This is a genomic window from Brevibacillus panacihumi (genome assembly GCF_003710985.1).
Taxonomy (GTDB): domain Bacteria; phylum Bacillota; class Bacilli; order Brevibacillales; family Brevibacillaceae; genus Brevibacillus; species Brevibacillus panacihumi.
In genome coordinates this window covers 334,280-359,747 of sequence record NZ_RHHT01000002.1, presented here as the reverse complement: position 1 = coordinate 359,747, position 25,468 = coordinate 334,280, and the positions used below count along the sequence as shown (strand labels likewise).

Annotated in this window: 26 protein-coding genes; 10 read left to right on the top strand and 16 right to left on the bottom strand. The window is 49.4% G+C overall.

The genetic code is table 11. The annotated features are described in order from the left end of the window. Positions 1–24: 24 nt before the first annotated feature. The 4 genes from EDM58_RS01760 to EDM58_RS01745 all read right to left on the bottom strand — a co-directional run bounded on the left by EDM58_RS01760 (position 25) and on the right by EDM58_RS01745 (position 4,465). Complete coding sequence (locus EDM58_RS01760) at positions 25–1,320, bottom strand: phytoene desaturase family protein (protein ID WP_122911793.1); 1,296 nt, start codon at positions 1,318–1,320, stop codon at positions 25–27. Between the two features lie 258 nt (positions 1,321–1,578). Continuing rightward, positions 1,579–2,718, bottom strand: coding sequence for a virulence factor (locus EDM58_RS01755; protein WP_122911792.1), 1,140 nt, complete (start codon positions 2,716–2,718; stop codon positions 1,579–1,581). A 110-nt stretch (positions 2,719–2,828) separates the two neighbouring features. Beyond that, entirely contained in the window at positions 2,829–3,692 is an 864-nt protein-coding gene (locus EDM58_RS01750) for a GNAT family N-acetyltransferase (protein WP_122911791.1), read from the bottom strand. Between the two features lie 14 nt (positions 3,693–3,706). Next, a complete protein-coding gene (locus EDM58_RS01745) occupies positions 3,707–4,465 on the bottom strand; it encodes a DUF4931 domain-containing protein (RefSeq protein ID WP_122911790.1) in 759 nt (252 codons plus the stop codon). Positions 4,466–4,717: 252 nt separating this feature from the next. On the opposite strand from EDM58_RS01745, the gene EDM58_RS01740 reads away from it, so the two are divergent. Continuing rightward, positions 4,718–4,966: a hypothetical protein gene (locus tag EDM58_RS01740; protein WP_122911789.1), complete on the top strand. Its 249-nt coding sequence runs from the start codon at positions 4,718–4,720 to the stop codon at positions 4,964–4,966. A gap of 65 nt (positions 4,967–5,031) precedes the next feature. Next, positions 5,032–5,394 (top strand): L,D-transpeptidase, encoded by a 363-nt coding sequence (locus EDM58_RS01735; protein WP_122911788.1) that lies wholly within the window; start codon positions 5,032–5,034, stop codon positions 5,392–5,394. Positions 5,395–5,406: 12 nt separating this feature from the next. On the opposite strand, the gene EDM58_RS01730 is transcribed toward EDM58_RS01735, so the two are convergent. From EDM58_RS01730 to EDM58_RS01720, 3 genes are all read right to left on the bottom strand, one after another. Next, the gene (locus EDM58_RS01730) at positions 5,407–5,646 is read right to left on the bottom strand and encodes a hypothetical protein (RefSeq protein ID WP_122911787.1); all 240 of its coding nucleotides are present in this window, start codon (positions 5,644–5,646) and stop codon (positions 5,407–5,409) included. Positions 5,647–5,750: 104 nt separating this feature from the next. Next, positions 5,751–7,679 (bottom strand): ABC-F family ATP-binding cassette domain-containing protein, encoded by a 1,929-nt coding sequence (locus EDM58_RS01725; RefSeq protein ID WP_122911786.1) that lies wholly within the window; start codon positions 7,677–7,679, stop codon positions 5,751–5,753. Between the two features lie 102 nt (positions 7,680–7,781). Next, entirely contained in the window at positions 7,782–8,498 is a 717-nt protein-coding gene (locus EDM58_RS01720; protein WP_122911785.1) for an NAD-dependent deacylase, read from the bottom strand. An 81-nt stretch (positions 8,499–8,579) separates the two neighbouring features. Between EDM58_RS01720 and EDM58_RS01715 the strand changes: the two genes are divergently transcribed. The 7 genes from EDM58_RS01715 to EDM58_RS26355 all read left to right on the top strand — a co-directional run bounded on the left by EDM58_RS01715 (position 8,580) and on the right by EDM58_RS26355 (position 13,393). After that, the gene (locus tag EDM58_RS01715; protein ID WP_122911784.1) at positions 8,580–9,386 is read left to right on the top strand and encodes a metallophosphoesterase family protein; all 807 of its coding nucleotides are present in this window, start codon (positions 8,580–8,582) and stop codon (positions 9,384–9,386) included. Between the two features lie 136 nt (positions 9,387–9,522). Then, complete coding sequence (locus tag EDM58_RS01710; RefSeq protein WP_122911783.1) at positions 9,523–9,951, top strand: disulfide oxidoreductase; 429 nt, start codon at positions 9,523–9,525, stop codon at positions 9,949–9,951. A gap of 3 nt (positions 9,952–9,954) precedes the next feature. Beyond that, on the top strand, positions 9,955–10,428 hold the full coding sequence (locus tag EDM58_RS01705; protein WP_122911782.1) for a thioredoxin family protein: 474 nt from the start codon (positions 9,955–9,957) through the stop codon (positions 10,426–10,428). 180 nt (positions 10,429–10,608) lie between these two features. Further along, positions 10,609–11,481 (top strand): cytochrome c oxidase assembly factor CtaG, encoded by an 873-nt coding sequence (gene ctaG, locus EDM58_RS01700; RefSeq protein WP_023554849.1) that lies wholly within the window; start codon positions 10,609–10,611, stop codon positions 11,479–11,481. A 27-nt stretch (positions 11,482–11,508) separates the two neighbouring features. Continuing rightward, positions 11,509–12,120 carry an SCO family protein gene (locus tag EDM58_RS01695; RefSeq protein ID WP_122911781.1) on the top strand — a complete coding sequence of 204 codons (612 nt, stop codon included), beginning with the start codon at positions 11,509–11,511 and terminating at the stop codon, positions 12,118–12,120. A gap of 10 nt (positions 12,121–12,130) precedes the next feature. Further along, positions 12,131–12,934 carry a FixH family protein gene (locus EDM58_RS01690; RefSeq protein ID WP_246000479.1) on the top strand — a complete coding sequence of 268 codons (804 nt, stop codon included), beginning with the start codon at positions 12,131–12,133 and terminating at the stop codon, positions 12,932–12,934. Positions 12,935–13,264: 330 nt separating this feature from the next. Beyond that, positions 13,265–13,393, top strand: coding sequence for a hypothetical protein (locus tag EDM58_RS26355; RefSeq protein ID WP_281275075.1), 129 nt, complete (start codon positions 13,265–13,267; stop codon positions 13,391–13,393). 126 nt (positions 13,394–13,519) lie between these two features. Here EDM58_RS26355 and EDM58_RS01685 read toward each other — a convergent pair whose 3' ends face one another. Continuing rightward, positions 13,520–14,503 carry a C40 family peptidase gene (locus EDM58_RS01685; protein WP_122911780.1) on the bottom strand — a complete coding sequence of 328 codons (984 nt, stop codon included), beginning with the start codon at positions 14,501–14,503 and terminating at the stop codon, positions 13,520–13,522. A 202-nt stretch (positions 14,504–14,705) separates the two neighbouring features. Continuing rightward, entirely contained in the window at positions 14,706–15,878 is a 1,173-nt protein-coding gene (locus tag EDM58_RS01680) for a UDP-N-acetylmuramoyl-tripeptide--D-alanyl-D-alanine ligase (protein ID WP_246000477.1), read from the bottom strand. A gap of 156 nt (positions 15,879–16,034) precedes the next feature. Here EDM58_RS01680 and EDM58_RS01675 point away from each other — a divergent pair, with 156 nt between their 5' ends. Next, positions 16,035–17,066, top strand: coding sequence for a CapA family protein (locus EDM58_RS01675; RefSeq protein ID WP_122911778.1), 1,032 nt, complete (start codon positions 16,035–16,037; stop codon positions 17,064–17,066). A gap of 58 nt (positions 17,067–17,124) precedes the next feature. Here EDM58_RS01675 and EDM58_RS01670 read toward each other — a convergent pair whose 3' ends face one another. From EDM58_RS01670 to EDM58_RS01640, 7 genes are all read right to left on the bottom strand, one after another. Beyond that, positions 17,125–17,625, bottom strand: coding sequence for a CarD family transcriptional regulator (locus tag EDM58_RS01670; protein WP_122911777.1), 501 nt, complete (start codon positions 17,623–17,625; stop codon positions 17,125–17,127). A 208-nt stretch (positions 17,626–17,833) separates the two neighbouring features. Continuing rightward, a complete protein-coding gene (locus EDM58_RS01665) occupies positions 17,834–18,928 on the bottom strand; it encodes a GerAB/ArcD/ProY family transporter (protein WP_122911776.1) in 1,095 nt (364 codons plus the stop codon). A 22-nt stretch (positions 18,929–18,950) separates the two neighbouring features. Next, the gene (locus EDM58_RS01660; RefSeq protein ID WP_122911775.1) at positions 18,951–20,183 is read right to left on the bottom strand and encodes a Ger(x)C family spore germination protein; all 1,233 of its coding nucleotides are present in this window, start codon (positions 20,181–20,183) and stop codon (positions 18,951–18,953) included. 3 nt (positions 20,184–20,186) lie between these two features. Beyond that, the gene (locus EDM58_RS01655; protein ID WP_122911774.1) at positions 20,187–21,722 is read right to left on the bottom strand and encodes a spore germination protein; all 1,536 of its coding nucleotides are present in this window, start codon (positions 21,720–21,722) and stop codon (positions 20,187–20,189) included. Positions 21,723–21,954: 232 nt separating this feature from the next. After that, entirely contained in the window at positions 21,955–22,665 is a 711-nt protein-coding gene (gene sigK, locus EDM58_RS01650) for an RNA polymerase sporulation sigma factor SigK (protein ID WP_122911773.1), read from the bottom strand. Positions 22,666–22,704: 39 nt separating this feature from the next. Continuing rightward, positions 22,705–24,312 (bottom strand): ATP-binding protein, encoded by a 1,608-nt coding sequence (locus EDM58_RS01645; protein ID WP_246000476.1) that lies wholly within the window; start codon positions 24,310–24,312, stop codon positions 22,705–22,707. Between the two features lie 194 nt (positions 24,313–24,506). Next, positions 24,507–25,409 carry a DMT family transporter gene (locus EDM58_RS01640; RefSeq protein ID WP_122911771.1) on the bottom strand — a complete coding sequence of 301 codons (903 nt, stop codon included), beginning with the start codon at positions 25,407–25,409 and terminating at the stop codon, positions 24,507–24,509. Positions 25,410–25,468: the final 59 nt, after the last annotated feature.

Sequence of the window (25,468 nt, the reverse complement as noted above, 5' to 3'; positions counted from 1 at the left end):
GCGGATACATCCCTTTTGCATGTCTTAATCTTTTTCCAAGATGAGCTTGGATACGTTGAATGCACTGGAGAAGGAAAGCTCAGACAATTGTCCCTGTCCTTCGCACCAGTCTCCGGCAAAGAAGAGGTTGCGGTAATCCGGCAGCGAAATTGGCATCGGCTTCTGGTTCATCGTCCACTTGATTTCCTGGACGATCGCACGCGTGGACACGCGAGGAACAACCAATTGCTCCTTCCAGCCCGGGAAATGCTTGTCGTACAGATTTTCGATCTCCTGCTTGCGCTGTTCGATGACCTCTTTGTTACCGACCTCGGACTGGCGCAAATACGCAGTAGCCTGAAGCAATTGGCCGCCTTCCGGTACGCAGGTATGGTCATAATACGAGATGTCTGTGATAAAGATATTGTTTTGCTTGTCGTAAATGTAGGAGTACGGAACGTCAATGCGCTCTTTCAGTCCGACGTCATAGACGACAACGACAGTTGGTTCATACTCGGCATATTGCGCGATGGCATGCTCAAGACGCGTTTCCTGGAAAACCTTGACCATTTCCTTCGGCGGGATGCAGCATACAAATTCATCGCCAGTAATTTCTTCCTCCGGCGTCATGACCGCGACTACCCGATCGTCTTCAACGCGGACACCCTCTACCTTGGTCTTGGTCAAAATCGTACCGTTATTGGCTTCAATGACACGGACGAATTCCGTAATCAATGCCTGCCAACCCCCGCCGATATAAGCAACAGGCTTGTTTGTGGTAAACAAACGGCTGTAGTAGCTGAAGAATACATCAGATGGAATCTTCTCCGGCTCACGGGTAAAGAAGTTGGAGGATGCCAGCGTCAGCATCATTTCCTGCACTTCTTCATTAATGTGCTTCTTCTCCATCCACTTCTGAATGGAAAGATGCGGATGGCCCGTTTCCATTTTCAGCATCGTTTTTAAAATTTCAAACGTAAACAATACTTTGTCGAAGGCCTTCAACAGCTTCGTCTGGAAGAGTCCTTGCACGTTGGCAGGAACGGCTGTCAGCATATCTCCCGTATCGTACTTGGCTTTGTTCGGATTGAAGTCTTGCCAGTCAATGTGCAGATCAAGTTCCTTTTCAAACGTCCGCAGTACGGAACTGTCACGAGCGTAGATCGCATGCGCTCCGAAGTTGAAGTTAAATCCCTTGATTTTCAAAGTGACGGCGCGTCCACCTAATTGTCCGCGTTCCAGTACAGCAACTTTTTTCCCTTTCGACGACAGATAGGCGGCTGTAGAAAGACCTGCGAGTCCTCCGCCTACAACTACAACGTCATAGTGATTGGTTGTCATACACAATCTCCCCTACGCGCTAGCGATGTTGATCTATGATATATGGTTTGAAACCCAATCCTTAGAATAAGGGATCAGCAGAGCAGAGTCAACTATAATTGAACTTACGTCTATTATTATACTCTGATGTTCCATTTTTTCCCTAATTTACTGCGATCTTTCCTTTATGGAAAAACAGAACTTCCCATTAGTATTCCCTTCCAAAGGGAGGCAATCCATCAGCACATATGAAAAAACGGGAGTTGATTCACCCCCGTTTTATCCTTGCTCGTTGCGCCGGGTCATTTGTTGCCAGACGGTACCGCTGGCAGCCTCCCCGCTCTCGATCCGCTCGACTGCCATTTTCACCTGCAAGCTAACTTCAAATTCCGGATCATTCTGGGCTTCCCGCAATGCATGGAGCGCTGACTCATCTCCGACCTCGAAAAGGAAGCGGGCTGCGCGCCAGCGAACCAATTTGTTGCGATCTTTCAGCGCCTTGCACATCGCATCTATCGCGCGGGGATCGCCCAGATCCGACAGGGTATCCCCTGCCGTTCTACGCACGGAGACAGAATCGTCTTCCAGCGCCTGGTACAGCAGCGGAAAAACCGCGTCGGTCCCGATCATTCCCAGATACACCACCGCTTGTCTGCGAATGGACGATTTTGGGTCCTTGAGGGCTTTTTCCAGAACAGGCAAGTCTTCTTCACCGGGCTCCATACGATCCAGCGCCTCATACCGCTTCTGCCAGTCCGGATCATCCAGCATTTCCAACGTCACGATCTTCTTCTCGCGAACGATGGGCGCTGGCGCCTCTCCTGTTCCCTGCTGCATGGCTCTTTCGACTAACTCCTCGACGCGCTCCACGGGGTAAGCTGCATCGATCTCCTGCGCCACTTCTTCCCCGATCTCGCGCAAGTCGCCGTAGCGGACGCCGTGCTCGACCCATTTTCGTTCCATCAGCAGATTGGGTGAAGCAGAACCGGCACGGACGGCTGCTTGGCCAAAGCGTTCCGGCAGGGCAGCACGGATTTGCTCGTTGCCCATTGTGACTTTTACCTGCATCGGCACATCCCGGAACATCTGAATGTACACTTGCGCCTCACCGAATGCAGCACCAGCGGATTCCCCCTGGAATTCGGGAACTGCCGTCTCGCTGCCCGCATGCAAAATCTCTCTTGCCTGCGTCAGGATTTTTTGCCAATCGGCATTGGATTTACGCTCCAGCGCAAGGAAATCAGCCGTATGAAAAAGGGAAACAACGCCATCGATGGCTAAAAGCTTCGCCATGAGATCCGGTACGTTTTCCGCCTTCTCTTTGGTATAGACACGTTGTACGCCATCCGGCAAACGCTCGTCAACATTCAACTTCATTACATTGGGACTGGGTGTTGGTTCTATCGAAAGCAATTTCATGCCTTGTCACTCCTTTTCTCCGCACACTTTCCAGCTTCCCCTATATCCTAGCATGGAATTCCCTATCGGTTCCAACCTGCAACTCTTTGGAAAGTGTAAAAAATCATTTTTCAAAGAGTCAGCTTGTAGTAATCATTGGCAGATTTGACAACAAATCCGCAAGACTCATACAGACCGAGTGCATTGCTGTTTTCGCAGGCTACCTCCAGGCTGACTTTCTGCATTCCTTCTTCCAGCAAAATGTCTATCGCCTGAGCTAGAGCCTGTCGTCCGTAGCCTTTTCCCTGATGCTCGGGATGAACGCAAAAGCCATAGATAAATCCTTCCTTGTCCATTCCCATCGTGCTGATTTTCCCGATCGGTTGATGATCTGCGAGGATCAGATACGTTGTGGACCTGTCATTTTGGTTTATGCGCTGGTGCATCTCCCGCACTTTTTCCTCTTCCATTTGAAAACCATGGACATCCAGCCAAATCAAGGTTTCGAGGTCGGATGGTCCTGCTGCCCGCAACTGGATGCTAGGCGGCGGCAGAACCGCTTTTTTATCCGGTGCCAAATCCATCCAGTATTCAGAGAAGGAGTACACGGCGCCGAGTTGTTCTGCGAAGGACTTCCCAGAACCCGATTCTCGCTGAACGATGAAACAGTGTTGCGGAATCTTTCGCTCTCGGCACACGCGGGCTGCCTCATTTTGCAGCGCACGAAAGATCCCTTTTCTGCGATAATCCGGATGAACCATCCCGCTTACTTCCGCTTCCTCTCCATGAAACACATACAGCCCGAGAAATCCAACCAACCGGTCATCCTGGTAGCAGAGAAAGTCCTCTGTCTCGGTTCCGCGACGGGACCGCAGCATGTCCGGGTTCACCTTAAGATCAATTCCGTCATGTTCGTTGCACACCTGGACGAGTTGCAGAACCGCTTCAAGCTCCTCTTCACTCATTCGGGTCCTGGCTACGATTTCATATCCCATACATACCTCTCCCATCAAAAATAATGTCGTCTGATCTCCTGTACCACGTCTTCCAGATTGTTCGCTACTTGCGGAATTGAGTACCCCACGAACAAGGGAGAGGTGACAAAACGAGGAACTACCTTTGTGACGATCTTTCCCTCCCATTGATAGAAGAAGAAATTGTAGCTTTGGAAGCGCGGATTGACGTGATGTAAGATCCAGTGCGCCAGGATTTGCAGGTACTCTGCCATTCTGCCCAGGCGATCACGATCTGACAGCACCACATTGTATTCAAAAAAGCCGGCTCTGGGCAGTGTCGACAGCGTTACCTCAACCCCATCTTCCCGATCAATGACAATTCCCTCAAAATCCGATTGCTTCACCTGTTGCAAATAGTCATATTGGTTAAGACCAACAATCTGCATATGCGGATGGCGAATACTTCCTCCTGAATAAGGACCATGGTTTTTGAAAAAAAGCACGGATTGAAATTCCTTGCTCCTCTCCATCTCCATCCATTTTTCAACTCCAAAAGCGAGCAGATTGCGGACATGCTCTTTGGAGTAAACAGACCAGTCCCCGTCGCATTCGTCAGATTCAACCAATACCGTTTGAACGGTATCCTGTAAGACCGGGAATTTATTCTTCAGCCAAATCATGCTGTCCCGCTGCTCCAATACATCGGTCAGGCTGTTTCTTTCACAAAATGGGCATGAAGTGTCTCGATTATGGATACTTTCCGGCTTTTTTCTGCCAAGCTGCATATCGAAGTGCAAGTGAGTACTTCTCATCCCATTCCCTCCCCGATTCACACCTTTTACTTTACATGGAAAACGGCGATGCGTAAATCGCCCAACTCTTCAGAAAAAACACGCAACGACCTTCACAAAATGGAGCAGGTGTTTTACTATTACCTTGTCTGAAAGCAATTTTTTTGGCAACAGGCAATGCATCTGTCTTCGCCGAGCAGTCTGCGGTTTTTTTATCTCAAACCGAAAGACTACACTAGCAGTAGCGAATGACGAAAAAGGGGTTGGCAGAAAATGGAACGTTCATTTTACTACCCGGTTAGCTGGAGCGAAGCACACCGATACAAATCCGCTCTGGATGAGGAAAGCATTCCTTACGAGGTTCTATCTCCGCTCGATCTGCCTGTACTGGAGGAAGGCCAGGTCGCGATCGTCTTTCCCTCCATTCCGCTGCGCTCGTATGTATGGGTGAGAACCTTGTTTGCATGCGACGGCATCGGTTATCCCGATCCTTTTGCCCGACAGATCTGGATTAAAAAATAACAGATGAAAATAGCGTCACTTGCTCAGAATCGACATAGGATGTGGTAGAACGAGAGGTGGAGAAAATGCCTTCCTACAGCATCCGTGTTTCGATCGAGCGGCTGAGGCTGGATTTGCTAGATGGCAACAACGTAGTGCGTTCCTATCCCGTGGCGTTGGGCAAGCTCGCGACTGCGACCCCACGAGGAAATTTCACGATCATCAACAAGGTTCCGTACCCAAATTCTTATCCCGGTGGTCCGCTCAGTGTTTTTGGGACCTATTGGCTCGGATTGAGCAAACCGCATTATGGAATTCACGGCACAAACAACCCTTCGTCGATTGGCCACTACGTATCGCATGGCTGTATCCGCATGTACAATGAGGATGTCAATGCCTTGGCTAAAATTGTACCGATTGGAACCCCTGTACGCATCCGCCAAAAATAAAGCCCGCCTTTCTTACAAAAGGCGGGTCTTGTCATGAATCGAGTTTTCGTTTGTTTCTTCCCAATCTTCGGTTTCATCTGATCCCAGGTAGACGATGTACCTTGTAGCTTGCTTGTACATGATAGACAAGGTCAATTCCTTGATCTTGTTCATGATCTCTTCCTTTTTCTCGGGCATTTCCTGATCTAGTTTTTCTTCTTGCAGGATCAGATAGGACGATACCCACTCCGGGTCAAGTTTGTATGCAGGCAAAGACAGCGACTCCTCTACTCGTGTAATCTCCATTAGTCTACATGAAGGGAGCCGCTGTTCACAGCATCAATTACTGGCTGTATAAACATTGTTTGACATCAGATTTATTTTCCTTGCTCCAGTTCCTCGATTAAAGCAGACAATTCAGCCCAGCGCTCGACGGCTGCCTCCAGTTCAGCTGCTACCTGCTGTTCTTCTGCGTACAGCTTTTCCACTTTACCGTAGTCACTACCCGAGAGCGCGATCTCCTGCTTCAATTTTTGGCTTCGCTCTTCCAATGAGGCAATTTTGTCTTCAATCTCGTCCCATTCCTTCTGATCCTTGTAGCTCAGCTTGCGGGTGCGATTATTTCCACGGTTGGCCATACTATTTTCACTCTTGGCTGGCTTACCTTCCGCTGCAGATCCCGCCATTAAAGGAACACTTGCTTCTTTCTCCTCCCGTCTGGTCTCCAGGTATTCGGAGTAATTGCCGTAAAAATGGCGAATTTGCCCTTGTCCCTCAAAGGCCATCAGATGTTCGACAGTCCGATCCAGGAAGTAGCGGTCGTGAGAGACTGTTATCACAGCTCCGGGAAACTGCTTCAGATAATCTTCCAGGATGCTGAGCGTTTGAATGTCCAAATCATTCGTCGGCTCATCCAAGAAGAGGACATTCGGCTCTCCCATCAAAGTGCGCAACAGGTAAAGCCGACGTTTTTCCCCTCCGGAGAGTCGAGATATGGGGGTCCATTGCATATTCGGTGAAAAGAGAAATCGCTCCATCATCTGCGAAGCGGTAATCGTCTGTTCGTCACTCGTATGGATCACCTCTGCCGCTTCCTTCACGTATTCGATGGCGCGCAGCTTCTCGTCCATTTCTACATTATTTTGCGTATAGTAGGCGATTTTGACGGTCTGTCCAACTTCAACCTTTCCCGAATCAGGTTCGATTCGGCCTGCCAGCATATTGAGCAAAGTCGATTTGCCGCTTCCATTGGGTCCGATGATTCCGAGGCGATCCTTCGGCAGCACGATATAGCTGAAGTCATCGACCAATTTTCGCTCCCCGTAGGTTTTGCTGATATGCTCGATCTCGATCACCTTTTTGCCCAACCGACTGGCTCCCAAAGCCATATCCATCTTCGCTGCAGGTCCTTCCACTGCGCGGTCCCGCAACTCTTCGGCCCGTTGTACCCGTGCTTTCTGCTTGGTCGTCCGTGCTTTGGCACCGCGTCTGAGCCATGCCAACTCCCGGCGCAGCAGATTTTGCCGCTTGCTTTCGGCAGCAGCCTCATTTTCCTCGCGCTCTGCCTTTTTCTCCAGGAAGGTAGCGTAATTGCCCTCGTAGCTGTAGAGCTGGCCGCGGTCCAATTCAAATGTGCGGTTGGTCACCCGATCCAGAAAGTAGCGGTCATGCGTCACCAGCAGCAACGCTCCTTTGTAGCGGGAAAGATATTCCTCTAGCCACTCGACCGTCTCGTTGTCAATATGGTTGGTCGGCTCGTCTAAAATCAGCAGATCAGCCGGCTGTATGAGGGCTCTCGCCATCGCGACACGTTTGCGCTGACCTCCAGAGAGCTCGCGAATGGGCTGGGAAAAATCATGGATGCCCAACTGGGTCAAGATCATCTTCGCCTGTGTATTGCTCTCCCATGCGTCAGCCGCGTCCATGCGGCCTTGCAGCGCCAGCACGCGGGCCTGCTTTTTCTCATCATTCGGAGATGCCTGAAGGTCCGCCAGTGCCATCTCGTAATCCCGCAAAAGCTGAATCAAGGGCGAATCCCCGTAAAAGACCTGGTCCAGCACATTCGAGTTTTCGTCAAAGCTTGGGTTCTGAGGCAGGTATTCGACGACGAATCGGTTGGCGTGAATGATTTTGCCGCTGTCAGGCGCATCCAGGCCAGCGATGATCTTCAAGAGCGAAGATTTGCCTGTGCCATTCACTCCGATCAGACCGATTCGCTGCTGTTCGGCAATATGAAACGATATGTTATCAAACAAGCGTTTCTCTCCATAGCTTTTGGAGAGATTTTCCACGGATAATATCTGCATGGCTGTCTCCTGTACCTTTTTCTTTCGACTTGTCTAGCAAATGGTATCATGTTTTCGCGGGAAGCTCTAGTTGGTTGAAAAATGTCCGCAGGCGCCTTGGGTCTAGATTTGCCGGCAAACCTCCGCCAGCACTTCGCCAATTCGTTTATCTGAAATGACAAGATCGGCCCACGCATCCAGCGGTGTCGGCTCCTGATTGACAATCACCAGTCTGGCACCGCGTTCCTTCGCATACTGAGGGAACCAATTGGCTGGACTCACCGTCAAGGACGATCCCAGGACGAGAAACAAATCCGCCTGATCGCTCCACTCCTGAGCCTGTTCCAGCGCCATCGCGGGCAATGACTCGCCAAACAGGACAACGGAGGGTCTAAGGAAACCTCCACAGGAGCAAATCGTTCCATCCTGCTGCAGGTAGCGGGCGCTGGGATAAACCTGCTCACAGCGCGTACAGTGAACCGTCTCCAGCGTGCCATGGAGCTGTGCGACCATTTTGCTGCCCGCGCGATGATGAAATCCATCCACATTCTGCGTGATGATCCCCCTCACCTTACCCGCCTGCTCCAAAGCAGCCAAGCATTCATGCCCTGCATGCGGCTCGCAGGCCAATAACCCCTCGATCCGTTTTCGATAAAAGTCAACAAACGCTTCCCGATGATTGCGCATCGCTTGAGTGCTGGCTAACTGCATCGGATCTTTTCCTTGCCATAAGCCGTTTTGCGAACGAAAATCGGGCAAGCCGCTTTCTGTAGACATGCCCGCACCTGAAAAAACAACGGCTGACTTGGCCTCATACAGCCATTCCTTCAATTGGTCCATCTCGTGTCACTCCTTTTCGCTCACACCGTATACATATTCTAATGGAAGGAAATCTCTTTTGCATAGGAAAGGGGGAGGTGCATGACGACTTATTTCGTCTCGGATTTGCACGGTCAGTATCAAACCTTTGTCAAAGCACTCGAAGACGCCTCCTTTTCCCTGGATCGCGGCGATCAGCTCTATGTTGTCGGCGACATGGTGGACAGAGGACCGAAATCAAAAGAGGTGTTCCTACATCTGCTAGAGCTGCGGCAAGCCTATCCGAACCAGGTAATGCTGCTAAAAGGAAACCACGAACAGATGTTGGAAGACTGGCTGCTGCGAAATGGGAATCCCGAGCTCTATCTTCGTTTCAACGGCGGCGATGCCACCATCCGGTCATTTTTGGATCGCCATCCATTGCGTCGCGCCTTTCTCGGGCGAATGCCCTCGCCCGAAGAACAGGAACAGGCCAGACTATTGATCCTTGAACAATACCCGCAGCTTCTGCCTGCCCTGACAACGCTTCCCCTCTATATGGAACTTCCTGCAAATCCCGGAATGAATGCTCCCTCTGTCCTGCTTGTCCATGCCGGAATACGCCCTGACCTCCCGCTGACGCAGCAGCGCCCCGAGGATTTGCTCTGGATTCGCCAGCCCTTCTACGATCACTATGCCGGAAACCTTCCGATTGTTTTTGGGCATACGCCTGTCAACCGCCTTCCAGGCTATACCGGATCAGGTCCCTGGAGGAGAGGAGCGCTTGTTGGAATTGATGGAGGAGCTGGCTACCAGAGAGGCGTCTTGCTTTTGCAATGGCCCTCCCTGCAGTTTCAGTTCACGCCAGTCCAAAATCTGCAAAGCGTCTTCACTTTCGCCTACCCTGAAGAGAAAACGAAAAAAGCCTAAAATAGCGGATGAGGAGACTCATTCGCTTGCGGCTTTTCCTTTTGTTTCGGACAAGCCGTTTCATTTCACAAATTGTTACTTTATACAATCTACTTTCGATTCGTAATTATGATAGAATAATGGCTGAGGTGTTGATATGAAGCGTGAACAATTGTTGGAACGATGCATGTTCCTCTCCTGGGTCATCTCCTTGATTGCGACCTCGGGTAGTCTCTTTTTTTCGGAGGTTCTCAAATACATACCTTGCGAGTTATGCTGGTACCAGCGGATTTTCATGTACCCTCTCGTGATTCTGCTGGGCGTTGCTTCCGCTAAAAAAGACTACCGGATGTCCCAGTATGGACTGATCCTCTCCGTCATCGGCGGCCTGATCTCGCTGTATCACTATTTGATACAGAAGGTTCCATTCCTGCATGAAATGGGGGACGCATGCGGAATCGTTCCTTGCAATACCGATTATATTAACTGGTTTGGATTTATCACGATTCCGTTTTTGGCTCTGATTGCATTTATTCTGATCAGCATCCTGCAAGTGCTGATGATGAGACATCGAAAGGAGAACTAGACCTTGAAAAAAGTTATTATTCTCGCTATCGTCGTAGCGGCGCTATTGATCGGTGCCATCGTGTACTCAGACATCTCCAATCGTGAGAAAGCAGCAGGCAATCCGTACGGCAAGGAAACCCTTCATCCGGCCACACTGGCACAACTGGACGATCCACTGTACGGCAATCTCATCTTGCCAGATGAACTGAAAGACAAGATGGACAAAAAAGAAGAGCTTTACGTCTATTACTTCAGCCCGACATGCGAGCACTGCATGGCTACCACGCCAGTCCTCGTGCCGATTGCCGAAGAAATGAAAATTGACATGAAAAAACATAATCTCCTGGAGTTTCCTTCCAGTTGGGATGAGTATCATATCGAGTACACCCCGACGCTGGTCCATTACAAAGATGGCAAAGAAGTGTCCCGTCAGGTTGGCGAACAAGATGCTGCCACTTGGAAGAAATGGTTTGAAGAACAACAGCAAGGCTCCTAAACAAACAGCCGGCCTCCCACTTTCATAGATGGGAGGCTGCTATTGTGAATACGGCGTGACAGATGTGTGAACAATCCCTCTTTTCTCCACGAAATAGCCCAAATTAGTCATTAGGCTTCTTCCCTTTTCATGCCTATAATAGAGGATGGGGAACATCATCGGAAAACGGAGGTAGTACCTATGAATCTCACCTATTTGACCGAAACATTTGGCTTTCGCGGGACGTGGAACCCTGAACTGATCGTACTGACCGTATTGATCGGTGTGGCATACTTCTCCTTTATTGGTCCCTTGCGTCATACCTTTCCGGACAATGAGCCAGCGAAGCCAAGACATAAGATCCTGTTTACAATCGGGCTTCTGCTCTTTTACTTCAGCCTGGGCAGTCCGTTAAATGTAAGCGGCCATTTTTTGTTCAGCGCCCATATGCTGCAGCAGTCTCTGCTTTATCTGGTAATGCCCTTGTTCATCTTGGCTGGAACACCTGCTTACCTGATCCGTTATCTGGCAAGCTTTCGCGTAATCAGAGGAATTCTGCGTGTTTTTACGCACCCCCTGCCAGGCGTGATCTTGTTTAATGCTCTGTTTTCTTTCTATCATATGCCCTTCATTCTCGACCTGTCGATGAACAATCTGGCGATTCACAACTCCATTCACTTGATCTTGTTGATCGCAGCTTTCTTCATGTGGATGCCGGTGATGGCTCCTGTTCCGGAAATTCATCGTCTGTCGCATCTGCAAAAACTGGCGTATATTTTTGCCAACGGAGTATTGATCACTCCGGCATGTGCCCTGATCATGTTTGCTGGCGCTCCGTTGTACGACACCTACTTGAATGGTCCAACGATGCTTTGCGCACCGTTCTTCTCGGCACCGATCGACAAGTCGATGTTCGCCTTTACCATGGACCCGTTGGAGGATCAACGTCTCGGCGGAATCATCATGAAGCTGATGCAAGAGATGACCTATGGCGTGATGCTTGCTTATATCTTTACGACCTGGTACCGCAAAGAACGCGACCAACCAGATGATCAACTGCTCCCCCATTCTTAATGCTTGGGGAGGGAGAGGAGTCCTAGCATGACCGCTGCTTCAACTACTGCGTTACGGATTCGGAGACTGCTCATTTTCTTGCCGATCCTCGTCTTCCTGATCCTGCTGTCGTCCTGGTTTTTCGGACAGCCCAAAAACGTTCAGGCCGCTCTTCCTGATATTTCGCTGGAGGCTTTGGACGGGAGCGCTTTTCCGCTGACGAATGAAAAAAAGAATCTTCGTCTTGTCGAATTGATCTACACGCGTTGTCCAGACGTTTGCCCGACTACCACGGTTCGGATGGTGCAATTGCAGAAACGGCTGATGGAAGAAAATCTGATGGGGAATGGAATCGAGTTTTTGACCGTTACGATCGATCCAGTCAATGATACTCCTGAGGTATTGCGAAAGTACGCCCAAAATATCGGAATCGATCCGCAAGGCTGGGTCATTCTGCGCGGCGATGAAGAAACGATCAAAACCGTGACACGCTCACTTGGGTTCTTCGCCAACCAGACCGAAGACGGGTTTATTTCCCATACCACCAGCACCTACTTGGTCGACGAGAACAACGTCGTTCTACGCAAGTTTGGTATGGGAGAAGACTTCGACCCGGATGAAATCTACGAAGAACTGATCAACTTGAAACAGAAAGGGTAATGATCGGAACATGACTATCATACGCTTTATGCGCGTGCTTCCCTGCCTGCTTTTGCTCGTCGCGGTGGCTGCATGCGGCAATGACAACCAAGAGGCATTTATGCCCGGCTCGCCGGTAGAAGCCGCCTTTACGATGGAACCAAGCGAGCCTGCTGTGGGTGATACCGTCACGTTTGCTGTTACGGTGACACAGGATGGCAAACCAGTGGACGATGCGAGCGAAGTGAAATTTGAGTGGTGGAGAGAAGGACAAGAGCCGCATGAAATGCTGCCCGCCACCTTCCAAAAAGATGGCCTCTACATTGCCAAACAGACCATTTCCCAGCCGGGATCGTACTTTGTCTACTACCACGTCACCGCTAGGGATTTTCACACGATGAAAAAGATCCCCTTCACAGTAAAAGGAGAAACGGGAGAAGTCGATCAACCAACACCTGCTGAACAGCAGAGCCAAAACAAAGAGACTGCGTCCTCCCCTGAACACGGCGCTTCGCACGAACACGGAACAGAAGCATCAGAGGGTGGACAGGTCGAGATGCATTTTATGCCGGCAACAGAAATTCGCGCATCGGGAGAGACTTGGCTCGGTGTCCACATCATGAACGGGGATGATGTCCTGCCAAACGCGACTGTACGCTTCGAATACTGGAAGGACGGAGAAGAAAAACACGCGTTTCAGGATGCTTCCGAAACCCATCCTGGTCAATATGGTACGAAGCTTACATTCCCCGCGTCCGGTGCTTATACCGTCAAGGTTCATGTCGAAGCTGGAAGCATTCACGATCACAAGGATTTCTCCATTACCGTACAATAATCAAATACAGAAAAAAACAGGCGCAGCTCCATCGGACCATCGGGGAGCATGCGCCTTTTTCCATTTTGATAGGGAATTGTATGATTCTTTTGGTTCAGCAGGTAAAAAACGCAACACGGGCAACAACCAGATCATAAAATTCCCAGCGATTATTGCGCCAGCGATAACCGAGCACGGTGTTGCGGCCAATCCTTATGGGATAGAACCAAAACGAGCGTCCGTTACGGAGCCAGATGAACGTAAAGCGAAACAGGCAGGCTTGAAAACTCCAGGGGAAAATTTGGCGCGGCCCCCCTCTCCCCTGCCTGCCAGGCGAGCTTGGTGCTCTGAATGGGGGTGGCCCTGGCGGCGGGGGAAAGCCTGACGAACCTGGCGGAAAACCTGACGATCCTGGTGGAAAGCCTGACGATCCTGGTGGAAAGCCTCCTGGCGACCCAGGGGGAAACATATACGACATGACCTTCACCTCCTACAAGTCTCCCTATAGGAGATGCAGCAAACGCGGAACTGGCATGTGCGTTTGCCCGCGGTCATTCACCCATTTTTCCGCATTTGTCCGTCATGCATCCGCCTCTCGTAGTTGTTTTAATAGGGACGTCCCCCGCTGATAAAACGATACTCCCAATGGGTCCCTTTAAAATCGGTGATCCGCACTCCTCCGGATTCCTTGGAATACGTATGCAGCAGCTTGTTGTCTCCGAGGTAGATCGCAACGTGGTTGATGCTTTGCTTGGATACGTCAATCCCTTTGTAATCGGACTCCTTCCAGCCCTTGTACTTCATGACAAAGACCAGATCACCCTTTTTCAGCTTGTTGATGTCCGTAGTCATCGTTCCATGGGCTTTTACATAGTTGGCTTGGGATTTCGCTCCCCCCCGCCCCATATCGATGCCTGCTCCATCCAGATAGGCCCACATGGTGAATTCAGAGCAATCCATGGTCTTTTTGTTCGAACGAGTCGAGCCGTATTCGTATGGAGTTCCCAGGTACTTCATCCCTGCTGCTACGACCTTGTTGCCCAAGTCCTTCCCCAGATTTTGATCCGGTTCCGCGGTGTTTGGCGGTGTGACAGAGCCTGTTTCATCCGGTAGAATGCGGCGCACACTCAGCAACTTTTTGGAATAATCGCTCAAATTTTTTACTACGACTTTCTTTTCTCCCTGGGATGCGTACATGTATTGACCGTCGCCGATGTAGACCCCCATGAAAGAAGCAGATCCTTTGCCTGTAGAAGAGAAAAAGAGCAAATCACCAGCTTGTACGTCTTGCACAGATACTTTCTTGCCCGCCTTGTTCAGCTTGGCAATGGTATCTTCTATATTCATACCAATCTTCTTGTATATGTAGGTTGCAAAACCTGCTGAGCCAAAAGCTTGTGGACCAACCGCCCCGTATTGATACGGTTTTCCTTTCAGCGACTGGGCGATGGCTGCTACTTGTGCCCCTTGCGCTTCGGTTTGGGTCTGCGCCGCATGCGAAACAGCCTGTCCACCTTCTGCAAACATCAGAAAAGATGTGCTAAGCAAGACAGCAACAGTGGATTTTTGTAGCCAATCTCGTTTCGTCAATGTGCTTCCCTCCAAGTTGTGAATTTCCCAACGAATTGGGTACGGAACCAGTCTACTGGAAAAAACAAAACAGGTTAAGGCTGTAAATTTTCCCAATAGCTGAAATGATTACATAGTCAGGTGTCTATAGCCCTAGAGAACGACACGCATAAAATAGGAAAAACTCTTGCCCGCTCTTCGGGCAAGAGTCTTCCTTGCTCGCTTACACTTCCTGCTTTGCGATGCTCTTCGTAGCCTCGCGATATAAAAACAAGACGGTCTCTCCCATTCGCAATTTTCGCGAGCCCTTTACGAGAAAATACGTATTCGGTCTCAAGCGCTTCATCAGCATTCGATGAAGCTGTCTTTTGCTGATACAGTGGACAACGCGTTCTGGAGGGAAGCCTGCCTGAATCGCCCCACGCGCGATATACCTTGCGCTTTTGCCCAGGGTGTAGACGTAGTCAACCTGCTTTTGGCTCAAATACCGCCCGACATCTTCATGCCCCTTTTGTTCGTAATTGCCCATCTCCAGCATGCTGGCAAGAACAGCGACTTTTGTACCTCTGGCCACCTGGCACAGTGCATCGATGGCAGCTTTGGCGGCATTGGGATTGGAGCTGTACGAATCGTCGAGAATATGCACGTTGCGAACCGTCCGATAATGGGTCAGGCGCTTTTTTTGCGGACGGAAACAGCGCAAGCCTTCTTGGATCACCGCGGGCTTCAAACCGAGAGAATCCGCGACCGCGATGGCAAACAGCGCATTGTAGATATTATGCTCGCCCAATACGGGAATGAAAAATGAGTGCTCTTCGCCTTTTAGCTCACAAGTAAAAGATGTGCCTTCTTCCGACTGGCTGAAATTGGTCGCACGATAGTCCGCTTCCTGCTGCAGCCCTACAGTGATAAACGTGCCGGTAAATTTGCCTGTATACGGCTGCTTGCAAAGCATGCGCGAGTACGCACAATCCATGTTCAGAAAGACCTTCCCATTTGGCTGCATGTGACGAATCAATTCCGATTTGGCCAACGCGATTCCTTGTTTGGTACCGCCGACATTGCCGATATGGGCTGTCCCAATATTCGTGATCACACCATAGGAAGGCTTGATGATTTGACAATGCTTCATGATATGCCCTCTTCGCAGCATGCCAAACTCCAGAACCGCTGCCTGATGCTCCTTCTTGATTCGTCGTGCATGCGCTCTCGTATTGCCTAGGAAGTTTTTGTTGAACATCGATTTGTACACTCGCCGAGTGCGCCCCAAAATCGCTGCAATCATTTCCTTCGTCGTCGTTTTCCCTGCACTGCCGGTAACCGCGATGACCGGAATGCGCAGAATGAGCGGCTTGGTGGGCAGCTTGGCTATCTCTTTTCTCCCTATTTTTTTCAAAAGCAGCCTCTCCTTTATTCGAGTCCACACCAAATTCTCCCTCATAGTATGAAGGGAGTAGACAGCCTGTATAGACCGTCATCTAGTCGCTGTCTCCACTTCTGTTCCATTCCGGTGGACGACAGGATGCATAGAGTAGGAAGAGAGGTGAGGCTGATGAAAAAAAAGGTGACCATTGCCGCGGTCGGTGACATCCTGATGTGGAAAAGTCAGATTGCTGCAGCTCAAATCCCGGGCACCCGCCAATTTTCCTTCGCCGAACAGTTCGCCCCTGTCGCCGGGCTGTTGAAGCGTGCCGATTTTACCATCGGCAATCTGGAAACGACATTTTCAGGGACCAAGCAGCCCTATCAGATCGGCTCCTTTCGCGCCGGCTATCCCCGGTTCAACTGTCCGGATGAGCTAGCCCGCGATTTGAAACAGGCTGGCTTTCAGCTTTTAACGACGGCCAATAATCACTGTCTGGATGGCGGGCCCAAGGGCCTTGCGCGAACCTTGGATGTGCTGGACCAATACCAGCTCGATCATACCGGCACCTATCGCAACAAGCTGGAGGCTCAGCTTCCCTATATCAAGCTGGTGAAAGGGATTCGTATCGGGGTCCTGGCGTATACCTACGGAACGAACAAGCAAAAGATACCAGCCGATGCACCCTGGATGGTCAATCTCCTCCATCGAAATCGTATGGAAGCCGACATCCTCAAGCTTAGGCCGCTCGTCGATGTATTGATCGTCTCGCTGCATTTTGGGATTGAATTCCGTTACACTCCGACACTAAGGCAACGGATACTCGTGCAGGCCCTTCTGGACCGCGGAGCCGACATCGTACTCGGTGCTCATCCCCATGTTCTGCAGCCTGTCGTCACCCCTATGATCCGCCAGAAAAACAACCAGCTTCGGAAAACGGCTGTTGCCTATTCACTGGGTAATTTCTCCTCCGAGCCGATGCTGAATATCCAACAATCGCAATGCGGGGCGATTCTTTTTTTGACCATCGAGAAAGAGGACGGCAGACAAGCTGAGCTCACACAGATCTCTGTGGTCCCTACCTATACACAACGGTTTTCGCGAAAAGGCCGAATCGCTTACCGCATCGTTCCGTTGCGGGCTTTACTGCAAAAACCCTCCCCCTACTATCAGCGTGCATGGGGACGAGTGAAACAGATTATCGGCAAACGATACCTATAAAAAAAGACGCGGATAATGGTATCCGCGTCCTTCTTATACACTGCCTCCACAACGTTCTCTATGCTTTACCGACTGTTTCTTGCTTGCATACCGCTTGCTTCAAACGTTCAGAAGCCTGTTCGGTATCCAGTCCCAGGACCAGTTCTATTTCACTGATGATGATTTGCTGAGCATTATCCAGCATGAGTTTGTCAGAGGTGCCTAAGATTTTGTTCTTGCTAATCGTCGTCAAATCGCGGACCACCTCAGAGATCTCGTATAGGTTTCCGCTTTTCATTTTGTCCAAATTGATCTTTTGACGCTGGCCGGCATGAACGGAAAGATCTGCCTCTCCCTCCTGCAAACGCGCCAAAACATCGTAGAGGACGTCTTGCTCAACTACGTGGCGAATGCCTAGTGCGGACATCTTCTCAACAGGAACCATGATGTCTAAATCTTTCAGCAGCATGTTCAACACAAAATACAAATGTTTCTCGCCGAGAAATTCTTTTTCCTCCCGGGCCTGAATGATTCCGGCTCCATGCATGGGGTAAAAAATCTTGTCTCCTACTTCAAACATACGTCCACCTCCCAGACAACCTCCATCTATTATAACACACTTTATTCGTTTAAAATTTTTTATTTTATCACAATCCAATAAAATGAGTCAATGATTCATTTCCACTTTTTCACTGTTTGTAAATAGTGATACCTTTTGGTGGGTCAATCCATTCTGATAACCCCTTTCCTGGTCGCGATTTCGAGTCATCTTACCGAGCATCACACAGTTAAGACTGCAGTCTTTTTTTTCGCCGAAAGAACATGACCAGGAACAACAACAGGGGGATTGCCATCTGGATATACGGGTATACCTGGTTCAGGACGACGTCGATGCCAACCCACATATGATGAGAGAAGTTCGGCGATGTCAGAGAGGACGCAAAGATGAATAACCCGACTGGTATTACCCATCTTTTGTAGCCTGTCCCAGAAATTTCGGAGATGCCTGTAACCGCTCCGACATAAAACAACAACACTTTAAAGCCTAGTCCGATAAACAAAACGAGAACGAACAAGACATCCATGCGCTCGAAAACCTCCGCCAGTTCAATCAATTGCACCACCTCGAGCAAAGGAAACGTCATCATTTCTGCAAGGGTGGGCCCCAAAACCAGCACATTGATTTGATTGACAATCGTTAAGACCAAGGCTACGATTCCATAGGTCAAGAAGAACGATTTTCCCATCTTCTTCGTGCTTGAAATGAGCGGAAAATACACCAAAAACAGCAAGGTCTGGGCAAATGGAAAGGAAACGATCTCAGGCACGGCAGCTTGGACGACGGGACCCATCCCTTGTTCCAATACAGGCAGCATATACTCAAATCTCAGCATTCCCTTGCCGATAATGGCCAGAATTAATGCCGAATAACTGACAATGACGACCGGAAGTAAAGCCAGGCACAGCTGGAGAGCGATGCGAGCCCCGTAGCGCGCACTGTTTCCAATGACCAGGATCGCCAATAGCGTAAGAATGAACAGCGGTGTTCGGTTCAGAAGTGCAAATGCCGCAAGTTCAACCAGGTCCCGTAAATTCCTGGACGCCTCATACGCGAAGTACACGGCATACAAAATTGTCAACATAGCTCCGGGCCATTTCCCAAGATAATGGCTGAACAATTGAAATAAGTTCCTCTTGGGGTCCATCAGGTACGTCCCCCAATAAAAGAGCACCAAAACAAAACCCAGAGCGGCGCCGATCAGCATCGCCAGCCAGGCATCCTGCTTGGCTTTCGCACCGATAAAAAACAGAGTGGTACTGCCGATCTCGAACAAAATATAGCTGGCGATCAGTTCGGATACTCTGTTCTGCCGCGCATGCATTTCCCTCACCCCTTTGTGTTACTCACTTTCCGGATTTAGACGATCCTTCTTGATTCGTCCGGAATGCTTTCTTTAATAGACCCGGACGCAGTATCTTCGCCTTGACTTGGACATCCAGCTCTACTTTTTTAAAGTCTTCCGTCCAGGTTTCTTTCATTTTCTTCCAATCCTTCGGGTACTTTCGGTGGATTTTATCGGCAAATCCCGGCAAATCCACGCCGATCCTTTTGGATGCCTTCCATCCGATATTCATTATGTCAGTCACTTCTTTCGCCAGATCCTGCTCGAGTTTATAAATGTTCTCAGGTTTCATCAAATCCTGATTCGTACCCGCCTCGAGCAGGGCTCCGCTAAGCTTGACTTCAATTCTCATTTTAAAACGGTTCCCTGCTTTTTCAGGGGTGACTTTGGTTTTGGCCTGGGTTATCCGGATGGAATTTGGTTTTCCTGATTTGCTATCGCTGGAAAAGGCAATTGTGCTTCCCTTAACCTGATCGGTCAGCCAGGAAACACCGAAGCTTTCCCTGCGGTTGAGCCAGCCGATAAAGCGGTCGCCCCGAAAAACTCCCAATCGATTTAACACGAGCTTGCCTGGAGCCGAGGTCCTCTTCTCGTCGTCCAGCGACTCCATTTCCCCTTTTATGTTGCCGGTAAATTTAATTTCTGGCACCCCGGCCGCGGCCGAGTCGGATGTAATTCTCTGAGCCAATTGGTAGACTTTAATCGATGGAAGTCTCGACGAGAAAGCCGATTCTTTCCTTATCATTTCGGACAGCGCGGTGCCCGGCAGACTTTCGGCGGGAATGAGCTTTTTTAATATATCGGAGGCTTTTCCGTCCGTAATGGTCACCAATACTGTTTCCCTGGCGTCATTATTGCGAAAGTATAAATCAAGGACTTCATCGATTCCCTCCTTGGCGGCATCTATGCCAAGCACCAAAACATCCGTATGGGCAAAGTACAGCCGGCGGGCGTTTTCCATATAGCTCATATCTGCCGCTTCCCGAATGGATGCTCCCTTATTCGTAAAAACGTGCACGTTTGGCTTCGATTTTCCCCCGCTTCCCGCTCCTCCCTGCCCGATCGCCATCACGGATGGAACGATTACTTGGTAGGACATGACCCATTCCTTGCCCTCCTTGTCAAATCCAGTGGCTGCGGTAATCCCCAGCTCGTTTAATTCGGTCCGATTCCAGCAGCCGGAAAGCAGCAAAAAGGACAGAAACAACAATCGTAGCAATCCGTTTCGATTCATAACTCAATCACCTAGTTTTTCCTTCGGATTTTCGCCTGAAGAATCAGACTGGCGCCGTTTATTTATTTCACTGACATAGTCCGGCCTGTATTTTGCTTTCGGCCAGGGAATCCGAAGAAATACATCTTTCATGTTGGAGAAGCTAAGGGGCGAAGCCGGCAAGAAATAGGGTATGCCGAACGATCGGAGGGCAACCAAGTGAACCAGCAGAGGGATAACCCCTGCCAAAATACCGTACAGACCAAAAGTTCCCGCTAAGATCATAAAACCGAATCGGATGATGCGAACGGCGGATGACATGCTGAAGTAAGGAATTACGAAATTGGCAATGGCCGTAAAAGACACGATAATGACCATCGCAGCCGATACCAAGCCCGCTTGTACGGCCGCTTGTCCCAATACGAGGGCGCCAACAATGGAAATCGCCGGTCCGACAACCCGGGGCATGCGAACCCCTGCTTCCCGGATTACCTCAAAGGTCAGCTCCATAAGCAGTGCTTCAGCCAAAGCCGGCAATGGCGTCCCTTCTCGTTGGGCTGCCAGGCTGATCAGCAGTGTAGTCGGAATCATCTCCTGCTGAAACGTTGTCACGGCTATATAGGTTGAAGGCAGCAGCAAAGCTACGAAGAAAGAAAACAGACGGATCAAGCGAAGAAAAGTAGAAATATCGTACCTCTGGTAATAATCTTCACTGGACAGAAAAAACCTAAAAAACGTGACCGGCAAAATCAGTACGAACGGGGTTCCGTCTACCAGAATCGCTACCTGACCTTCCAGCAGGTTTCCCGCCACAGCATCGGGCCGTTCTGTATTGATCATCGTAGGAAATGGAGTTAGCTCCGAGTCTTGTATAAACTCCTCGATATAACTGCTCTCCAAAATGCTGTCTGTGTCTATTGCATCCAGTCTTGCGAATACTTCCTGCACCACATTCGGATTGGCGATTCCTTGTATGTAGCCGACAGAGACTCGGGTTCGCGTGACTCTCCCTATAATTCGGTCTTCAAATCTCAAATCAGCGGATCTGATTTTCCGGCGAATCAAAGCGATATTCGTCGAGATATCTTCTGTGAACCCCTCTTTTGAGCCGCGGATCACCGTTTGAGAGGTGGGCTCCTCAACGGATCTCCTTTCCCCTCCAAGCAAAGAGGCCGCCATAGCGGTGTCGAGGCCATCGATAAGGACGACAGTTCGTCCATCCAACACGGCTTGTACCATGGCTTCCTCGTCTCTGATCGCTTTCAGTTTACCCGGGAGCACCTCTTGCAGGAGGGATTCCACTGACATCCCGTCATTCTCACGCTTTGCAATTACGTATTGATTGATATTTGATATCATCTGGTTGACTTCTTTATCATCCACGAGGCCATTCAAATGACAAACAATGGCGAAAGGGGACGAATCCTCTGGCCAGTTCAATTTTCGGATAGATATATCGGAACTATGTCCCAGTCTTCTCTGCAAAAGCGCAAGGGTCTGCATAACCTCTGAAGGAAGCGAAGACTGCTGCTCTTGTCCATGAAGGGTTTTCGTAGTCATAACGATATAGCCTCCCCTGGATATCCCTACGACTCTTTTGTAATATCCCCTTCTCCTTTCACTGTATTCTCCGAGACACAAAATCTGGCTGCTCTAGCTACTCTCCTATTCAAAACAAAAAACGGAGTACGCCTTGTTCGGGATCGAGAACGAGGAGGGACTCCGTATGGTATCCACATAAAAAATGCCCGCCAGAAGGACATGGGTTAACATGACCTCCTGGCGGGTTCCATTATCGGTTTTGCGTCTGTTTCGTCCGATAAAACTCGTTGAACAGCTTCATCAATGCCCGTTTTTCGATCCGCGAGACGTACGAACGGGAGATGCCCAGCTCACGCGCAATTTCCCGCTGGGTTTTTTCTTTGTCCTGGTCCAAACCAAATCTGCCGATAATCACTTCTTTTTCCCGCTCATCAAGAATGTGAATGTGCTGGTAGATCTTATTGGATTCCAGCTTCAGCTGTACGGCATCCACGACCTCGTCCGTCTCTGTTCCCAGGACGTCGATCAAAGTAATTTCGTTGCCCTCCTTGTCCGTACCGATCGGGTCGTGCAGGGACACGTCCTTTTTGGTTTTTTTCAGACTGCGGAGGTGCATGAGGATTTCATTTTCAATACAACGTGCAGCATACGTTGCCAGCTTGGTACCCTTATCTACCTGATAGCTCTCAATGGCTTTGATCAGGCCAATTGTACCGATCGAGATCAGGTCCTCGCTGTCCTCTCCAGTGTTTTCAAATTTTTTCACGATGTGGGCGACCAACCGCAAATTATGCTCAATCAGTTTGTTTCGCGCATACGGGTCGCCCTTTGCCATCAGCCGAAGATACTTTTCCTCCTCTGTATCTGGAAGCGGCTGAGGAAATGCATTGTTTTTCACGTAAGCCACAAACATCAGAAGCTCTTTAAAAACCAACGAGAGTGCTGCTAAAATGCTGGACATGGCTGCCACCTCCACGTCAGGAATTGCGTTCTCCTAACCTTATGTGGGCAATCGCCTATTTGTGCATGTACAGCAGAAAGGACAATCTGATGTTTGCCTTCGTGATTCGTGCAAAAAGTCAACCAACGCCTGCTGAAGCGTTCCCTTGGTAATAATTGATTTTTCAAAAGAAATGCCGCTGCGAATGATCTGCTTGACCACTTCAGGACGCAATCCTGTGACTACTGCCTTGCACCCCATCATCGTCATCCCATTGAGCAAGCCCATAAGTTGGTTGAGAATCGAGCTCTCCATACTGGAAATTCCCGACAAATCCAAGATCAACACTTCAATCCGCGTGTCCCCAATATGGTTGATGACCTTCTCCTCTATAAGGGCAGCACGCTCCTCGTCAATTGTCCCAATTAGTGGAAGAATACAAACATTTGGAGTGAGAGGAATAATGGGAACGGACAAATTGTTTACCATTTCCCTTTGCGATTGAATCAATTGGTCTTTGCACTCCGTATAAGTGATGAAAAAGTGATTGAGAAACTGATCCATCATATGGTTGATTCTTCTCTCCAACTCGAAGAACTGTTCCCGATTGCTCTGTGTCTCAATGGAATGCAATCGATCATAATTATATAAAAAGTCCCACAGCACTCTGCGCACTGTTTGTACCCATTCCAGCTTAAAAGCGAGTGTCAGGGAGTATTTTGCCCATGACACCCCTTCTTTCCTGGCAAAAGAAATCATTTCATGCTCTCTGCCATCGACGATATACAGTACCAGCTTGTGAGCGTTGGACAACAGGTCGATATTGCCTACCCTCTGAATCTCATGGATTTTTTCTTTGACATTGACTGCCTCGGCCAACAAGCGCTTTTCAAATACATCTTGATTTCGGAGCAAAAAATGTCTGATCTCTTCACCTGGTGCATACTCCACATTCAAATTGATCACTCCACGAGTCGGCGTATTTGTCATCTTGGGCAATCGAATATGAAAAGCAGTGCCCTCGCCCGGAACGCTATGTACATCAATCTTTCCCTGGTGTTCATAAATCACCGAAAATACCTGTGTAAGCCCCATTCCCGTGCCGTCGGGCTTGGTTGTGTAGAACGGGGTTCCCAGCATTTTTAATTTTTCTGGAGGGATGCCAACCCCGGTATCTCTGATGTAAATATGGATTTCTTCATCAGTCGCGTAGTGCTCAACAGATATTGTCCCTTTTTGGGGGATGGCCTCAAATGCATTTTTCAACAGATTGAACAACGCCTTCTTCAGTTGATTTTTCTTCCCATAGATAGGCGTCTCTGTATCACGAAGATTTCTCTGTATTTCTACCCGGTAGATCTGGTCTTGGAAGAGAGTAAACAATACCTCCAGTTCAACCGCCACTTTGATCGGTTGATACGGCTCGTCCTCCGCATCAGGCTTTGACACATGCAATAAATTTTCTAACGTAGCAAGCGCATTGTTTAATTCGGATTGAGCAATATCCAGATATTCATCAGCGGGACTTTCCTTTAAAAGCTGAAGAAATCCCTTTACGGCAGTCAACGGGTTTTTCACCTCATGTGCGATCCCTGCCGCAATCTGACCCACTGATGCCAATTGATTCAGATGAAACTCGTTGATCTCCTTGTCATCCTTTGTGGACACATTCACCCACTCCATCCCTTCATCTTGTTGAAAAAATGTAAAATACTAATGTACATTTCTAATGTACATTTCTCTACTTCCACTATATTTCCTTTTTATTCTTTTGTTTTTGCAAGGCATGATGATCGAACTAGCATTCGTGCGAGCATAGAAAAAGCAGGCTCCCGAAGCTCTCGGCCAGCCTGCTTGATCTTTCACGCATCCATCGTCGCTTTGGAGGCGGGGAGGTTTGTTTTCTTGCCCGTCAGAAAGACGCCGCCGACGATCAGGATGGTTCCCGCGAGCAAATTCCAGGTGACCTCCTCGTTCAGAAACAGATACCCCCAAACAATTGCACTCGCCGGTATCAAATACGTGACCAGGGAAGCGATCTCTGGCCCACCTTTTTGTACCAGATAATAATACAAAATATAGGCGATCCCCGAACCGATCACACCGATGCCCACTACCGCTCCAAACGATCCTGGCGCAGCGAGCGGAGCAAAAGAGAAGGATTCCAATGCAAACGCAAGACTGCCGCTTCCCACCATCGTGCTCAAGAGGGTCCCCAGTGTAATCTGATACATCGACAAGTTGCCCGGCAGGCGTTTGGATAATTGCGTTCCAATCGCATAACAGCAAGTAGCAAGGAGCATACAGATAAATCCGATGACATCTACAGAGACCAGGGAAACCGGGTTAATGTCCAGCAATACGATGATACCCAGGAAGGCAATCAGCATACCCAGCCACTGCATGCGCCCCGAGACCGCCTTGAAAAATAAGATCCCGATCGTCAACGTCCACAGCGGCGTGGTCGCGTTCAGAACAGACGCCATGCTGCTCGTCAATCTCGTTTCGCTAAATGCGATAAATGCCCACGGGATTGCCGTGTTGATCAAAGCCATCGTGACCATCGGAATCCAAGCAATTTGCTTGAGACCAAAAGGCTTTTTCAGAAGAAGCATCACGATGACGATGGTCAAGAAACCAAAAAAGGACCGCAGGAAAGCAATACTCCACGGCCCAAAATCAGGCAACAGAATTTTTATGAAATAGAATGACCCACCCCAAATCAGGCTGAGAAGTGTGAGAACCAGAAACAGTGTACGCGTCACACATACCCCTACTTTCCGCAAGTTGAATAGCCTACTGACTCATGCAAGTATTCTATCAG

What these genes read in the sequence shown, in the direction of transcription:
- EDM58_RS01760 (WP_122911793.1), bottom strand. Translation starts at nt 1,320, where the DNA reads ATGACAACCAATCACTATGACGTTGTAGTTGTAGGCGGAGGACTCGCA.
- EDM58_RS01755 (WP_122911792.1), bottom strand. Translation starts at nt 2,718, where the DNA reads ATGAAATTGCTTTCGATAGAACCAACACCCAGTCCCAATGTAATGAAG.
- EDM58_RS01750 (WP_122911791.1), bottom strand. Translation starts at nt 3,692, where the DNA reads ATGGGATATGAAATCGTAGCCAGGACCCGAATGAGTGAAGAGGAGCTT.
- EDM58_RS01745 (WP_122911790.1), bottom strand. Translation starts at nt 4,465, where the DNA reads ATGAGAAGTACTCACTTGCACTTCGATATGCAGCTTGGCAGAAAAAAG.
- EDM58_RS01740 (WP_122911789.1), top strand. Translation starts at nt 4,718, where the DNA reads ATGGAACGTTCATTTTACTACCCGGTTAGCTGGAGCGAAGCACACCGA.
- EDM58_RS01735 (WP_122911788.1), top strand. Translation starts at nt 5,032, where the DNA reads ATGCCTTCCTACAGCATCCGTGTTTCGATCGAGCGGCTGAGGCTGGAT.
- EDM58_RS01725 (WP_122911786.1), bottom strand. Translation starts at nt 7,679, where the DNA reads ATGCAGATATTATCCGTGGAAAATCTCTCCAAAAGCTATGGAGAGAAA.
- EDM58_RS01720 (WP_122911785.1), bottom strand. Translation starts at nt 8,498, where the DNA reads ATGGACCAATTGAAGGAATGGCTGTATGAGGCCAAGTCAGCCGTTGTT.
- EDM58_RS01715 (WP_122911784.1), top strand. Translation starts at nt 8,580, where the DNA reads ATGACGACTTATTTCGTCTCGGATTTGCACGGTCAGTATCAAACCTTT.
- EDM58_RS01710 (WP_122911783.1), top strand. Translation starts at nt 9,523, where the DNA reads ATGAAGCGTGAACAATTGTTGGAACGATGCATGTTCCTCTCCTGGGTC.
- ctaG (WP_023554849.1), top strand. Translation starts at nt 10,609, where the DNA reads ATGAATCTCACCTATTTGACCGAAACATTTGGCTTTCGCGGGACGTGG.
- EDM58_RS01695 (WP_122911781.1), top strand. Translation starts at nt 11,509, where the DNA reads ATGACCGCTGCTTCAACTACTGCGTTACGGATTCGGAGACTGCTCATT.
- EDM58_RS01690 (WP_246000479.1), top strand. Translation starts at nt 12,131, where the DNA reads ATGACTATCATACGCTTTATGCGCGTGCTTCCCTGCCTGCTTTTGCTC.
- EDM58_RS26355 (WP_281275075.1), top strand. Translation starts at nt 13,265, where the DNA reads ATGGGGGTGGCCCTGGCGGCGGGGGAAAGCCTGACGAACCTGGCGGAA.
- EDM58_RS01675 (WP_122911778.1), top strand. Translation starts at nt 16,035, where the DNA reads ATGAAAAAAAAGGTGACCATTGCCGCGGTCGGTGACATCCTGATGTGG.
- EDM58_RS01670 (WP_122911777.1), bottom strand. Translation starts at nt 17,625, where the DNA reads ATGTTTGAAGTAGGAGACAAGATTTTTTACCCCATGCATGGAGCCGGA.
- EDM58_RS01665 (WP_122911776.1), bottom strand. Translation starts at nt 18,928, where the DNA reads ATGCATGCGCGGCAGAACAGAGTATCCGAACTGATCGCCAGCTATATT.
- EDM58_RS01660 (WP_122911775.1), bottom strand. Translation starts at nt 20,183, where the DNA reads ATGAATCGAAACGGATTGCTACGATTGTTGTTTCTGTCCTTTTTGCTG.
- EDM58_RS01655 (WP_122911774.1), bottom strand. Translation starts at nt 21,722, where the DNA reads ATGACTACGAAAACCCTTCATGGACAAGAGCAGCAGTCTTCGCTTCCT.
- sigK (WP_122911773.1), bottom strand. Translation starts at nt 22,665, where the DNA reads ATGTCCAGCATTTTAGCAGCACTCTCGTTGGTTTTTAAAGAGCTTCTG.